The 13,253-nt window shown below is 61.2% G+C and carries 10 protein-coding genes; 3 read left to right on the top strand and 7 right to left on the bottom strand.

Annotation, left to right across the window (positions count from 1 at the left end; all coding sequences use genetic code 11):
* Positions 1-34: 34 nt before the first annotated feature.
* The 7 genes from NG898_RS24335 to NG898_RS24365 all read right to left on the bottom strand — a co-directional run bounded on the left by NG898_RS24335 (position 35) and on the right by NG898_RS24365 (position 10,336).
* On the bottom strand, positions 35-514 hold the full coding sequence (locus NG898_RS24335; RefSeq protein WP_252694848.1) for a hypothetical protein: 480 nt from the start codon (positions 512-514) through the stop codon (positions 35-37).
* 70 nt (positions 515-584) lie between these two features.
* A complete protein-coding gene (locus NG898_RS24340) occupies positions 585-1,286 on the bottom strand; it encodes a DUF3304 domain-containing protein (RefSeq protein ID WP_252694849.1) in 702 nt (233 codons plus the stop codon).
* A 78-nt stretch (positions 1,287-1,364) separates the two neighbouring features.
* Positions 1,365-1,634, bottom strand: coding sequence for a hypothetical protein (locus NG898_RS24345; RefSeq protein ID WP_252694850.1), 270 nt, complete (start codon positions 1,632-1,634; stop codon positions 1,365-1,367).
* Positions 1,635-1,686: 52 nt separating this feature from the next.
* Positions 1,687-2,859 carry a T6SS immunity protein Tli4 family protein gene (locus NG898_RS24350; RefSeq protein ID WP_252694851.1) on the bottom strand — a complete coding sequence of 391 codons (1,173 nt, stop codon included), beginning with the start codon at positions 2,857-2,859 and terminating at the stop codon, positions 1,687-1,689.
* A gap of 270 nt (positions 2,860-3,129) precedes the next feature.
* Positions 3,130-6,144 (bottom strand): phospholipase, encoded by a 3,015-nt coding sequence (locus NG898_RS24355; RefSeq protein ID WP_252694852.1) that lies wholly within the window; start codon positions 6,142-6,144, stop codon positions 3,130-3,132.
* A gap of 5 nt (positions 6,145-6,149) precedes the next feature.
* The gene (locus NG898_RS24360; protein ID WP_252694853.1) at positions 6,150-9,428 is read right to left on the bottom strand and encodes a type VI secretion system Vgr family protein; all 3,279 of its coding nucleotides are present in this window, start codon (positions 9,426-9,428) and stop codon (positions 6,150-6,152) included.
* 149 nt (positions 9,429-9,577) lie between these two features.
* Positions 9,578-10,336: a hypothetical protein gene (locus NG898_RS24365; RefSeq protein ID WP_252694854.1), complete on the bottom strand. Its 759-nt coding sequence runs from the start codon at positions 10,334-10,336 to the stop codon at positions 9,578-9,580.
* A gap of 261 nt (positions 10,337-10,597) precedes the next feature.
* Between NG898_RS24365 and NG898_RS24370 the strand changes: the two genes are divergently transcribed.
* The 3 genes from NG898_RS24370 to NG898_RS24380 are packed head-to-tail and all read left to right on the top strand — an operon-like array spanning position 10,598 to position 13,246.
* A complete protein-coding gene (locus NG898_RS24370) occupies positions 10,598-11,455 on the top strand; it encodes a M15 family metallopeptidase (protein ID WP_252694855.1) in 858 nt (285 codons plus the stop codon).
* A 25-nt stretch (positions 11,456-11,480) separates the two neighbouring features.
* Complete coding sequence (locus NG898_RS24375; protein WP_092975286.1) at positions 11,481-11,750, top strand: PAAR domain-containing protein; 270 nt, start codon at positions 11,481-11,483, stop codon at positions 11,748-11,750.
* An 11-nt stretch (positions 11,751-11,761) separates the two neighbouring features.
* A complete protein-coding gene (locus NG898_RS24380; RefSeq protein WP_252694856.1) occupies positions 11,762-13,246 on the top strand; it encodes a hypothetical protein in 1,485 nt (494 codons plus the stop codon).
* Positions 13,247-13,253 lie beyond the last annotated feature (7 nt).

Consider the following 13,253-nt stretch of genomic DNA (forward strand, 5'->3'; position numbering starts at 1 on the left):
AATACGTAGGGCGACAAAGCATGCCGAAGCATCTTCAATCCGGATGCAGCCGTGTTACGCATGACTTGGGAACGGTGTTCTCGAAGAATGTACTGATCAGTTGTTTGCGTTGCACGTCTACGCGAAAGTTGAGGAACGCGTCGCCACAATGAGGATGGTGCTCAACGAAATCGTTCCGCTTTCGTGAGAAGGTGAAAACACGATAGATTTTGTAAACGCCCAGCCCCTCGTCAATCGACCAGAACGCGAAGCCCTGTCGCCCACTGAAATCGTAGTCGGCAGTTTCTAGGTGGATTGCCTTTTCAGTTTCGGTGGGGATTGTTGCACTGCGAACGCCGCTCGCGGTTCGCAACTCGTAGTGAACGTCGCTGCCTCTGACTTCAACCGTGGCTTTGATGTCTTGATCGAGCGAAATCGCAATGGCGTCGGCTGCCGATGCGAGGTGCTGGGCCGCAACGAAAAACGCTAACGCTGCCGCTATGCAGCGCACGCAACCTGTCGTGTTGAGACGCAAAGAAGGCCGTTCAGCAAGAGATGTTGGTTGACCGATTCCGACTGCGGCCGAGTGCACTGAGGTATATGAATCACCCTTGGATATGGTGGTAGCCAGGCGGTGTCGTCGCGTCTCGCGTCACACCGGGCGCAACCTCGTCGGGCAAAAGTGGTATCGGCTCTGCCGGCACTTGAGGAGGTGGCGGTGCATCCTTCAACGCACGCATCTCCTCTTGAAGTCGGGCCCTTCCCGCCGCCTGCGCTCGGGCGCGCTGTTCAGCCTCACGCGCCGCACGTCGGCTTGGCTCAAAATGGAAATCTGCCGGCTTAACAGGATAGGCTGGCCCAGGATATTCCGGGTGGCCAGCCACCTTGCTTGAAATGATGAGGCGAACCTTTCCTCCTGGCAGGAAATGCACGTTTAACTTGCCTGCCTCCACATATTTCTCAATGGGAACGACAGCCTCGTGCCAATGCGGCTTCACTGCATCGCCGGTCGCGTTTGGGTCAGAACTGGACGTTGTCCACTTCACCGTTGCAGTTAGGCCAGGGTGCCAGGCTCTTGGGTATGCAATGCAACAGACAACTTTGCCTCCACCGCCGTACGCGAACGAGTTGCCCGCCCAAGTTCCATCCACGTAGAACTGATGGATATAGTCGGGAGTGTGGTTGTACGAAGTGATGCTAGCCGCTACCTCGTCATCCGTTGGTGCAGCCTTCGTGGTGCAGGCAGTCAATACGCAAAACGCCGTTGAGGCAATGGCCGCTGCGCCGAGGCATCTCCAGGTTTTCATCGCGTTTCTTTGCGGACCGGTGGGGTCAAGGTTCTGGCTCAGGCGGCACCGCGTCGCTCATCCGAATACAAACCGCTATTACTGCTGCGGCTTTCCCCACAACGGATTCTTGCCATCCGACCCCAGCACCTGGGCGAGCACTTCTGCGTCGCCATCACGGGCGACTGGCGTGTTCTTGCGCGCACGGGCGACCTTGGCTCTCTTACCGTGCTTCTTGGCGTGCACGGCTTTCTTGATTCCGCTTTGCGAGGCATTGCCTGACGCCGGCACGGTGGAGGTGTGCTGGGCGCAGATGCCTGCGCTCATCCAGGCGGTGGTGAGGAGGGCTACTACCAATTTCCTGTACATCGTTGATCCGAGAGAGAGTTTGATTTTGGGTCGCTGCACATCCACAGCTGGATTACTGCTTTACCACCTGCTCCAACTCAGGCATCGGCGGGGACGTTGGGCGCAAACGAATGCTCTTGAGTAGCGCGTCGAACCTCGGGCGCGCTTCGGCGTAGGGAGGCGCATCGGCATTCAGCCTGGGATGGGCATTGCGGCTGGCAGACTCCATCACGACCTCGATCGTTGGCAAAATCTGCGAGCCCGACCACCCGGCATTGCCTGCATAGGCGTGATACCCCTCGCGGGCGGTTTGCCCGGGTCGTTGAGCTTCGACGACGATCCCGCCTTGCACCGAAGTCAGCGCACCGATCTTCACCGGACGGGGGCCAAGCCGCTGGGTCACTTTCATTCCGGCGGGCGACCGGTCGCCCAAGGCATCCATAGAGCGGCCCGCTCCGTTGATCAGCGATGTAGGGGATGGCGTTCCTGCAGGAATTGCCGCGAAGTTAAGCTGGTAGGTCACGGCCGGGCTGTCAGCAAATCGGAACGACGAGGAAATCTCGTTCCCATAGGTACCGTCGTCACGTAGGAACGCATATGGCAAACAGAAGCCGCGTTCCTTGGGAATTTCGTAGAGGTCACGTGCTTGAAGCTGGCCGATTAGCTTACGGAGAGCGTTTTCGGCGGCGGTCCATTGCGCTTCAGTTGGATCGTCATCATTCTTGAGGCCACGAAGCATCGACTCGAACGCAACGAGGTGGTTACCCAGCACGATCGCACCCCGCAGATACGATGCACTCTGTATGCGCTCATCAGAGCGAAAAGCGGCACTATTGGGGCGTCCGAGATCAATAGCCTTCTGGTAACGATCTGCCTTGAGATCCGCGATGTCTTTTTCGATTTTTTGTCGGCTTTCGACCAAACTCTCTTTGGTGTTCGGGCCCAAAAGCTCGGGCCTTCTTTTGTATAGGTCCTCGTCTTCTTTCTGGCTTTGTAGCGACTCCAGTTTTCCGTGCAATGTTGCGGCATTCATGCGTGCCCGGTAGCCCAGAAATTCCTCGCGAAGCTTTGGCGTATCTGGGCCGTACACAGCAAATGTCGTTCGCAACTCGGGCGTTTCGATTTCCATCCGACCTCGTCCGGTGCCGTTGTCGAAATACTGAAACAGTTGCTCGTAAGGCCCCTGCTTCGTGGATTTGGACGCGATCGCCCATTCAAACTCTAAACTGCGCGGGACATCAAACATCAACCGGCCAAGGCATTCGGAGCGGCTTTCTGCTGGCGTGACATAGCCCGGAGCCGTGGCCTCAAGCCGGTCTGCGTTGCTTGGGTTCGGTATCCGTACTCGCTCCCCCGAACGGCTTGTGACCTCCACCTCTTTGGGGGGCGGCTCCTCCGCATGGCCACCTCGGCCGCACGCAGCTAGAAGAACGGTCACAGCACAGAGTGTTAGTCGTCGTACGCCATCTAGAGAGATTCGATACTGCATCAATATGTTTCCTATTCGCCTAGTCTTCTAGCTGCTCATCCGATCGGATTGCTCGGGAGATAGCGCGGCTGTCTGTTGGGACATATCCAAGCCGCCCTCAGGACCGACGTCTGCGAGTGTCGTCAGATTCATTCCGGAATTGTTGTCTTCGCCCTGCGTCCACTTAATAGGTAGAGCCACAATGAATCCTCGCACACCTACAGGAGCATGTTCTGGCAGCAATTTTTTTGCATCCCACGTAAATGACTCGGCCCTTGGCCCGGGGTCGCGCCAAAAACGCTCATTGAAAGGCATGTAGCCTTCCAGTTTGGACTCGTCTTTATTCCACGTTGTCCAAATGGACGTTGCCTTGTCGAGCGCGGGTAAAAATGGGAATGCTTTTCTATAAGCTACAGCATTACTCGCAGCAACTTTCTGTATCGCTCTCCACGTTTCAGGATCAGCCGGCTTGTCCAGGGCCGCCCCGAGTTCGGTGGCTGCCGTCGAGCCGCTCATCAGCCCAAAGTGCTTGCGCCACAGCGCCTTACGCAAATTGTGCGCCGATACGCCTACCTTCTGACTGTGCTTGCCGTCCAACGGCACCGATGTGGGTAAGTCGTCGTGCATGATGACGGCCAGTTCCGAATCCCGGTCGCCCATCTGACTCCGATCGTTGATGTTGGCACTGCCAAGTACCACGGTGCGGTCATCAGCGATCAGTAACTTGCTATGGATATAGATCTGCTCTGTTACCGGCCTACCACCGATCGTGTCCCAATTGCGCAGGTTCAGTAGCGTCAGATATCGCGCCCATTTGTCGTTCGAAATGCGGCGACCGAGCTCCAACGGATCGACATCTTGTGCTGCCGCCACCGCTTCTTTCCAAGAAATCTTCCGCTCCTTCACATACTGCTTCGCAAGCAGGGCGCGTCGAACCCGGTTGACCAAACTGTCAGAACCAAACACCAGCGACTGCATCGTCAAATGCAGTTGCGTCATGATGTTCAACGTGTCGAGGGTTCCCTCTGGGTGCACAGGCAATAAGAGATACGCGTGAAATGGCAGGTCGTCGCGGATAGCGCGCGCAATACGATCTCCCAAAGCCTTACCGATCGGATTCAGCAGCGTCTGTTGTGCCGGCCCCAATGCTGCAAAGCCCGCGATTGTGGCTTGGTTGCCCGCAACCTTCATCAGATCGTTGACAAAGTCAGCACCGCCGCCCTTCAGATCGCTGCGCACCGAGTCTATTTGGCTCCAGCGCAAGCGGCCTAATATCTTCGCGGCCGGTACGCCATCAATACCAAGTTGCTTGGCATACTTCGCATAACCCGGGGATCCGCGTAGATCAAGCAATGCCCGCATTGGGCCCGATCGGCCGCCTTGTGCATTCCCCCCCGCCTCATCGTCGCCAATGATCTCGTCGCCATGTTCGGACTGAAAGAACTGGCCCTCGATATATACGAAGTGAACCGCACCATGAATCGCTTTTAGCATCGCGCTAAGGCATCCGCTTTCGCGCGTAGTGGGTACCGCTTGCTCACCTTCACCCAGAGCTTCCGCCTTTCGCATTTTCAGCGGAGCGCTGCGCAATAGCTGGATCCAGCACTTTCCCGGCATGTCAGAGGATTCCCCCTGAGTCTCGACGGGCGCTTTCGGTCGGTGCTCAGCTGCAATGCGGGGGGCTTTCAGGGGCTTATTAATGCCCATCTTTTTCAGAAGAACTTCGACCGTAGCGCGATCGCTCATCTCATACTGCTTGGCCACACCATTCCATCGACGCACGAAGTTGCGGCTCAGGTCGTACACAGATGGCCCTTCAATGCGGCTATGGACGTCATGCCACGGCATGCGCGGCTGCTTTTCGGGGTCGACACTCTTCGCGCCCGCTGGCAACAGCTTGCCTAGCTTGACCAAGTTTTCGTAAGGGGCTTTGCGTGTAGCGCCCTGTGCCTGCAAGGCCAGCACAACGCGAATAGCAAACGCCTGAATCGCGTTGGCAGTTTCCTCCAACAGATGCGGTGGCAGATTCGCCAGACTGGCGCCGTTCAGCCAAGCCAGCAACGCTGTTGCCTTGTCTTGTACTTGGGCACTACCGAACTCGCGCAGTTTCCTGATCTTCGCTTGTGTGCCTGCATCGAGTTGGTGATACGCCCATTTAGCGGCTCCGGTAACTGCATTCTGGCCAGCATCGACAACAGCCTCCCGGGCTTTATGAACGAAGTCCGGGACGAGATCGACGGTATCCCACCAGTCAGAGACTTCTTTCTGCGTGTCCTTAACCCGATCACTCGCGGTGTTCCACATATCCATGGGTACCGCCAGTTGCTTCATGGGCGCCGAAAGAATGAACTGAGCAACACTCCCAAGCTTGTTGTCAAAGCAAGCAGCCACCAGCTCAGCGCGCGTCAGATAGTCGACCTGCTCGACTTTGGAAAGCGAGTGGATTGCAGGTACACAGCTGTTATAGAGTTCGCTTCCTTTTCGGCCCTCCGACTTCAGCAGAAAGCGACCGTCGTCTCGCCGGCCATACGCAAGGTCAATCCCGCCCACAAAAGCGACTTTGTTGTCGATCACGACCTGTTTCTGGTGATGCGAGAACGCAATACCCAGACCACCGGCCTGATCGCACTGCGAAACCGCAGGCAACACAAATGCACGAGGCGCAGAAAGACCGGCATTCAGCTGGAGAATGGCCAGTGCCGTTTCAAAGTCGCCGGTATCGACGCCCGCTTTTGGAGACATCCACGGCATCACGTAGACGCTGGCTCCGCCCTGCACAGCGGCACGTAAGCACGTCCACAGCGTTTTCTTTCCGGTGAGCACCACGTCGAAGTTCACCTGCCAACCCGCAATGAAAACGCAGGTTTTGGCGCCCTCGATCGCGCTGGCAACCTGCTCGAAATACTCTGCGCCTGTCGCGTAGTAGTGAACCGCGTTGCCTTTCCTCGCTTTCGAGAAAAACTCGTCCCCTTGAAGGAAGCAACCGGGAGCCGAGGCAGCCGTCTTTGCTGGCTTTCCATCTTTCCCGACAATCTGGTGGATCTGCTTTTCAGGTGCGCCCATCTGGCTTACTTGGTGAGTTTTTCGTAGATCTGCTTGGCAGAATCGGCGTCGAACGCTTGCCGCGCATAGCTCAGGTGATGCTGGGTCTGATCACTCGTCATCGTGGCGGGCAACTCAGCGCTGAAGTCACCGGCATTCAGTGCGTGCCGCGCTGCGTCTTGCTCTGTCCAATCGTCCTGCTGCTCCGCCACGTTGATTCGAACGGTTTGCCCCGGATATACCAGCCACGTGCTGCCGGGGTTGCTGCTGTAGGCTCGTGCCAAGGCCTCGTGCTGTTCGCTCGTCAGATTCAGATGACCATCCTCATCAGTCACGCCTTGTGCAACGAGATGCTCGTCGGCAATCAACCCGAGCCCTTCAGGCGCATCCCCAGTTGCGATCTTCCATGGCGCATGAGCAATGGCGTGCCCCCCAAGGCCAGGAGTATTTGCAAGCTTCATGCTGAATTCCATGGGCTTGTAAGGGATCGCGGACACGGGGAATACAGGCAGCGGATAGTCGGCACTGACAGGCCCCTGAAACACCCGCTGCGCCGCCTTATACGTAATCGGCCCCGCACACTCCACGGTGATATTCCCACCTTCGAGAGTGATCGACGCTCCGCCGGCCGTGGCGATGCGAATGCGCTTGGCCGCCGCAAAATCCACATTCATATTGGCCGACACCAGCTTCAGGTCCTGCTTGGCCATCAGCTTGAGCACGTCGTGCTGGGCTTGCACGTCGATGTTGTCTTGCCCGGCCGTCAGTTGCAGACCAATGTTGTTGTCACCAGCTTTCGACAGACCTGCCGCTACGCCGATCGCCTGACCAGCGTGCATGCGTGCCTGCTTGCCGATGGCGAGGTTGGTGTCCTGGCCGCTGCCCAGCGCGATGCTTTCACCGTTGGCGAGCTGCAAGTCTTGCCCCGCCACCATGACGAGGCCCGCGCGACCCGCCAGGTGCGCGATGGCTTCGCCCTGATGCGGCACCTTGCCTTGCGTGGCGGTGTTGCCGGAGCTGGCGTCTTGCTTGGCGGCGTCGAGCGCCTTGCCGTCGACCATGCCGGCCACCGCCTTGGCTTGCTTGGCCAGCGGGGCATCGTCGTTCTTGGCGGTGTCGAGCGCAGCGGTCTGGTGCGTAACCGCGCCTTGGCCCAGCGATGACGTCAATTCCTTGGCTTGCTTGATCAGCGCAATGCCTGCCGCGTTGTCGCCGGTGGGCACGGCTTTGCCGTTGCTGGCGTCGCGGTAGGTGGTCAGCAGCAGGCCTGCCTGGCCGCGCACGGCGGCGTGGCCATCGGTGCGCAGCTCGAAGCCCTGGCCGCGGAAGCTGCCGCGCCGGTTGTCTTGTTGATGGACGAGATGGCCGAGGTTGAGCTGGGTGAATTGCTGCGTGGTGGCGAGCTGCGTGCGCAACTGGCCGTCGCTGTCGTCAAAGACGAGGTGGTTGTAACCACTGCCGCCGTGTTCCGCGCTCTTGAAGCCGGTGTGGGCGGCGGCGTTGCGGTGGCCTTCGGCTTCCGCGCCCATGCCGTGCCAGGCGGGGCTGTGGCCGCCGGCCACGTTGCCTTGCGCGCTTGCGGCGCTGTCGCTGCCTTGCTTGTAGAGGGCGGTGCCGTCGCTTTGGTCGGATGCCCCCTGCCCGCCCGGCGTGGGCGCGATGCCCGCCTCGCCCTGGCCGTTGTACAGCGAACCGATCACGACGGGCTGGTCGATGTCGTCTTCGCTGAACTTGACGAGCACTTCCTGCCCGATGCGCGGCAGCCATTGCCAGCCCATGCCGGAACCGGCCTGCCGCTGCGCGACGCGTACCCAGCGGCTGCTGCGGTCATCCGCGCGCTCGCCTTGTTGCCAGGGAAAGCGCACGCGGATTTCACCTGCGGGGCTGGCATGATGCTCGCCGTCTCCGCCTGCCTGCGTCTGGCCGTCGGGGCCGACCACGATGGCGCTGTGTACGCCTTGCGCGGTGGGCGCCGCGTAGAGACGACCGCAATCGGGTTCAGTCACGGCCGGGCGCCAGGGCCGGCGTGCGTCGCTGGCGCGGAACAGGCCGGCGTAGCCGTGCGTACGTGCAGCCTTGAGCAGATCGTCCGTCGGCGTGCTGCGCTCAATGGAGCCTTCTGCTTCCTGGAAACCAAAAACGCCCGGGCCGGATTCCGGTGCGCTGGGCGGCGTATCGAATTCCAGCGCGGCGTCGAGCCCGCCCAAACGCTGGCTGAGCGCGTTGTGCGTATCGACGGTCAAGTTGTTGATGCCGCAGTGCTCGACCAGATCCATCAACAGCGGATAGGCGCCTTCCACGTCTTGCGGCAGGTGCGGACAATCCACCACCTGCAGGCGCGTGCCGCTGCGCAGCGTGCGCACCGTGCCGCGCCCTGAAAACAACAGCGCGCGCGCCTCCAGGCTTTCCATGACCTGCTCGGCAATGCGCTGGGCATTGGCGGAATCGGGCGCGAGCGAAGGACTGATCGACAGATACGCATCCGGACTGCCCGCGCTGGTGGCGAAGCGTGCGGGTGCATGGGCGCGGGCGTTCTGCTTGCCTTCCGGGTCCCACGCGGCCACCGCCACGCCGCTCACCGTTGTGCGGCTATGGCAAGCGAGTTGCTGAATCGCGTCGCGCTCTTCCAGGCTGTGCGCGCGGTGGAAGCGAATACCGCCCGCCGCAGCTGATTCCGCGTCTTCCTGTAGTTGCGTGCTATCGGCAAAGATCACCAGCGTGTGGCCGCCATGCGCCTGGTCGTCTTCCACCGTGGTGAAACCGAGCCCCGCTTCGGCCAGCAGGCGCGTAATGAAGTGGTAGTCGGTCTCGCGAAACTGGGCGATGTGCGTGCGTGTACCGAAGTCGGCCATGCGTGCTTCAGCACCGGCCGCGTAGCGCCACGAGGCATATGGCTCGTACGGCGACAGCATCTGTTCAATGATGTCGGGCAGGGGCCGGTTCTGGAACACCTGGCTATGGCGCTGCTGCGTGGTCAGCCAGAACCAGGGCACCACGGTCAGCCGATAGCGCGTGAGGCTGCCATCCGCGCCAAGCTTCTCAGCCAAACGGATCAGGCCTGTGCGCTTGGTCTGCGTGCCATCGGCCAGCGTTGTGACCAGCGTGACGCGCTGGCCCAGCAACGATTTGAGTGCAATGCGCGCATTGGCGCTCACGGCCACCACACGCCATTCGAACAGCTCGGACAGCGCCTCCCGACCGAGCCAGGCTTCCACCGCAAGGTCCGCAAGCGGCCCATCGCCTTCCAGCGAATACAAGCGGCGTGTTGGTGCGAAGAGGTTCTGAAGAAAGGTCGTGGCGTCCATTCGCTGTCCGATGCTGCAACGCGTGGCGTATCACGGAGGGATTTCGTGAAACCAGCGCGGGCATTTACGAGGCAGCGCAATGTCGAGCATCGCACCCGCCCCCGCTCAATTACCCGATTGTAAAAACAACCAACCGGGTAGCCGGGCGGCTATTGCCCTTTGTAAGTGGGTGAATTGGCGGCCTTATTGGCCGCATTCTGCGGCGCAAGCAATGCGGCCAGCAGATCGGCGTCAGGATCATCGGGCGCCAATGTGCCTTTTCGGTTCTTGGCGGTTTTGGCAGTGGATTGCGCCTTGGGCTTTGTTGGCTGCTGCAACGCCTTAAATGGTGTATTCGTCGATTTGGCGACCAGCTTGGCGGTTGCCGTCTTGCCTTCGTCGGTATTGGCCGGGGTGCCTGAAGACTTTGCCGCCAGGGTGTGCGTGGCCGTCGCCTCGTCATGCGCTTCCTTGGCGGGCACGCTGGCAACCGGCGCCTTGTCGCTCTTCTCGGTAGCGTGGTCTTCGCCCACCGGAACATTGACGATGGTGGCAGCCTGCACTTCCGCCACAGGTTCGCTCGCGGAAGCAACAGGCGCCGCAGCGGCCGTGTGACTAGCTTCCGCAGCCGCTGCTTGCGTGGCTGCGGCCGGTTGAGCGGCCGCTGGCGCGGCTTGCTCAGCCACCTGTGCGGGCGCAGGTTCGCCGCTTGGGTTCAGCATGATCCATGCGCCGATACCGGCGGCGAGCACAACGACCGCCGCGGCAACGCCATAGCGCTGTCCCGACTTCTTCGGTGCCTTGCCGCTGGCCGCGACGCGGCCTTCCAGGCTCGCCAGAATGCGCGTATGCCCGGCCTCATCGGTCTCGGATTCAGAATTGAAGAGCGTTGGGGGCCCTTCTTGTTTCAAATCGCCGTTATTACTCATCACGGGTCCAGAATTGAAATAGAATGCGCGGCGAACGTATGGATTACAAACAAGCGCCGATTCCGGTGGTGGCTGCTGATTCTAAGTCTGGCCTTGCTGAAAGACAAATTATTGACGCACGTTGCAGTATTTTCTTTATCGTTTCTTAATATTTCTACGTGGCGAGCGCTTGATTATTACCGTTTATTAATAATTTAGAGTTCTAAATACAGATATAAATCTGGATGAATTGACGTAGGCGCTCACGCTCCGCAGGTCGGTATGGTTTTCTTCGCTCTGGTTCTCTACTTCGTCGCCATGGTGGTGGTGGCTGCCGTGCTGCTGCTGCCGTCGGTACGGCAGCGCTGCGCGGCGTTGCTGCGTGCGCAATGGCGGCGCGTGAGCACGGGGGCTGCGGTGGTGGGCGCGCGCTCAGCAGGGTCGTTGCGCGAGTCGGTGGACAACGCGACGTCGGGCGTATCGGCGTTCAAGCAGTTCGTGGTACGGCGGCGAATGTTGCTGCTCGGTGCGCTTGGCGTACTTTCGGTGCCACCCATGCTGGCGCTGGCGCTGCGCGAGCAGCAGTCGTTCGAGTTCGATGACGACCAGGTGCGCGAACCGGATCCGCACATCTCGGCGCTGCTCAATGGCGAACGGCTGATCCCGCCGCCGCCTTTGCCGCCGGAGGTGTTCACCACGCGTGAAGTCGAGCAGATCCGCCCGGCCATTCGCGATGCGAGCCGCGACTGGAACCTGCTCGATGCGGATTTCCGCCAGCGTTTGCTGCTCGTCTACAAGATCATGCGCGACGAACACGGGTACGAAATGGCGCTGCTCGAAGGCTACCGAAGCCCCGAGCGGCAAGTGAAGCTGGCGGCAATGGGCAGCAATGTCACGCAGGCCACGGCGTTCCAGAGCTATCACCAGTACGGCCTGGCGGCGGACAACGCGTTCTTCCGCGACGGCAAGCTGGTCATCAGCGAGAAAGACCCGTGGGCGATGCGCGGCTACGAGCTGTACGGCCAGACGGCGGAATCGGTCGGCCTCGTGTGGGGCGGCCGCTGGAAGATGATGGACTTGGGCCACGTCGAGCTGCGCCGCAAAGGCGTGCTCGGCAAGCAGCCCGCACCAAGGCAATGACGATAGGACACATGGGGAGCATGCAATGACACGGCCCTTCATCCTGCTGGGTGACAAGACGGACCACGGCGGCGTGGTGATCACCGCATCGGGCAACACAAGCACCGGCGGCAAGGGCATCGCCTGCGTGGGCGACAAGGTGACGTGCCCGAAGAACGGCCACGGCGGCACAACCGTCATCGTGACGGGCGACCCCAACGTCATCATCGACGGCAAGCAGGCGGCGCGCCACGGCGACAAGACCGCTTGCGGCGCCACGCTCCTGTCCAGCCAGGGCAACACCGGCAGCATCTGAACGCGCACGACATGGTTGCAAGACTCTTTCGGTCCGGGCTGACGCTGCTCGCTGTCTTCGTGGTGGTGTGGATTGCCGTCATCGTGTGGTGGCAGTCCGCCAACCGCATGCCCACCACCGCCGACATCCTCACCTACCTGCTGTTGCTGCCGGTGGGCATGATCGTCGGCTATTGGGTCATCAAGCGCGCGCTCGATGGCATCCGCTCCAATGTGGCTGCAGGGCGGGAACTGGCCGCGACCGCACCGGCCGCTGGGGGCGCCGACGCCAAAACCGCCGACCCACAAGACGCCACGCGCCAATGGCGCGCCGTGCTGCTGGCCAGCGCCCTGCGCGCGCCCGCGGGCAATGACGCGGCATCGGTCGTGGACGCAGTGCAAGCCAATACGCAACCTGGCCTGACCGACGTGCAAGGCTTCGGCCAGCCGATCTTTGCCGCGCAAGTGGAAGGCGTCGACATTGAAGACCTGCGCGCCGAACTCGCCGAGCATCATCCTGACATCGACTGGCTGGACGAACGCCTGCGCGCCCTCTCACTTGCCGGCCAGGTGGCCGAAGAGCTGGCCGCACACGCCGTTGCCACGGTTCCGGAAACGACCGCGCCGGAAACCACGCGCCTGATCATCACCGCCCTGCTCCCGCGCGACTGGACACCGCAGCATCAAGCCGCCGCCGATGGCTGGCTGCGCCAACGCATCGCGTTGATCTGGTCCGCCGACCGACTGACGCTCGAGCCCATCACCGCCAAGGGCGATGCCGATGCCCTGCTGCTGCTCGATCGCGCCACGCAAGGCGTGAACCGTGCCAGCGACGAGCGCGTGCTGCGCATGGTGGTGGTGGCGGATTCGCTGGTCGGCCCCAGCGCTGTCGAACAACTGATGCAGCACGAGCAATTGTTCGAAGCCAATCGCCAACACGGCCGCGTGCCGGGCGAAGCCGCTGCGGGCGTGCTGCTGTGCGCGCCGGCCATGGCGCAGGGCCTGCAGCCGCCAGCACTGGAGGGCGATGCTGCTGCAACGGATTCGTTCACGATCACGCGCGCCGGCGTGGCACGGCTTGAATCGCCGACGCCTGATCGCGGCCAGCCGCAACTGCAGGCGCTCGGCGACGCCGTGGGCCACGTCCTCGATACCTTGGCCGCTGCGCCAGTCAAGGCCAAACAGGACGCAGCGGCCGCCGAGAAGGCAGGCAGCGCAGAAGGCGATTCGGCTGCCGACCCCATCACCGTTGCCGGCGTCGTCTCAGACACCGGCATGCACCCCGTGCGCACCGTCGAGGTGGCACGCGTGTTTTCCGAACGTTTTCCCGCGCTGGACCTGGCTGCAGATCTGCTGCCGATTGGCACGCCCTGCGGCTACGTGGGCGCTGCAGGCCCGCTGCTCTCGGTCGTGGTGGCGCACCAGTTGAGCCAGCAGACCGGTAAGCCGGTGCTGGCCATTACCGCCAACGACATCCAGCAGCGCGGCGCCATCGCGGTGGTGCCGAGTCTGACGTGACCTTGTT

Origin of the sequence: Ralstonia mojiangensis (assembly GCF_023955645.1) — a bacterium.
Lineage (GTDB): Bacteria > Pseudomonadota > Gammaproteobacteria > Burkholderiales > Burkholderiaceae > Ralstonia > Ralstonia mojiangensis.

What these genes read in the sequence shown, in the direction of transcription:
- NG898_RS24340 (WP_252694849.1), bottom strand. Translation starts at nt 1,286, where the DNA reads ATGAAAACCTGGAGATGCCTCGGCGCAGCGGCCATTGCCTCAACGGCG.
- NG898_RS24345 (WP_252694850.1), bottom strand. Translation starts at nt 1,634, where the DNA reads ATGTACAGGAAATTGGTAGTAGCCCTCCTCACCACCGCCTGGATGAGC.
- NG898_RS24350 (WP_252694851.1), bottom strand. Translation starts at nt 2,859, where the DNA reads ATGTTTGATGTCCCGCGCAGTTTAGAGTTTGAATGGGCGATCGCGTCC.
- NG898_RS24355 (WP_252694852.1), bottom strand. Translation starts at nt 6,144, where the DNA reads ATGGGCGCACCTGAAAAGCAGATCCACCAGATTGTCGGGAAAGATGGA.
- NG898_RS24360 (WP_252694853.1), bottom strand. Translation starts at nt 9,428, where the DNA reads ATGGACGCCACGACCTTTCTTCAGAACCTCTTCGCACCAACACGCCGC.
- NG898_RS24365 (WP_252694854.1), bottom strand. Translation starts at nt 10,336, where the DNA reads ATGAGTAATAACGGCGATTTGAAACAAGAAGGGCCCCCAACGCTCTTC.
- NG898_RS24370 (WP_252694855.1), top strand. Translation starts at nt 10,598, where the DNA reads ATGGTTTTCTTCGCTCTGGTTCTCTACTTCGTCGCCATGGTGGTGGTG.
- NG898_RS24375 (WP_092975286.1), top strand. Translation starts at nt 11,481, where the DNA reads ATGACACGGCCCTTCATCCTGCTGGGTGACAAGACGGACCACGGCGGC.
- NG898_RS24380 (WP_252694856.1), top strand. Translation starts at nt 11,762, where the DNA reads ATGGTTGCAAGACTCTTTCGGTCCGGGCTGACGCTGCTCGCTGTCTTC.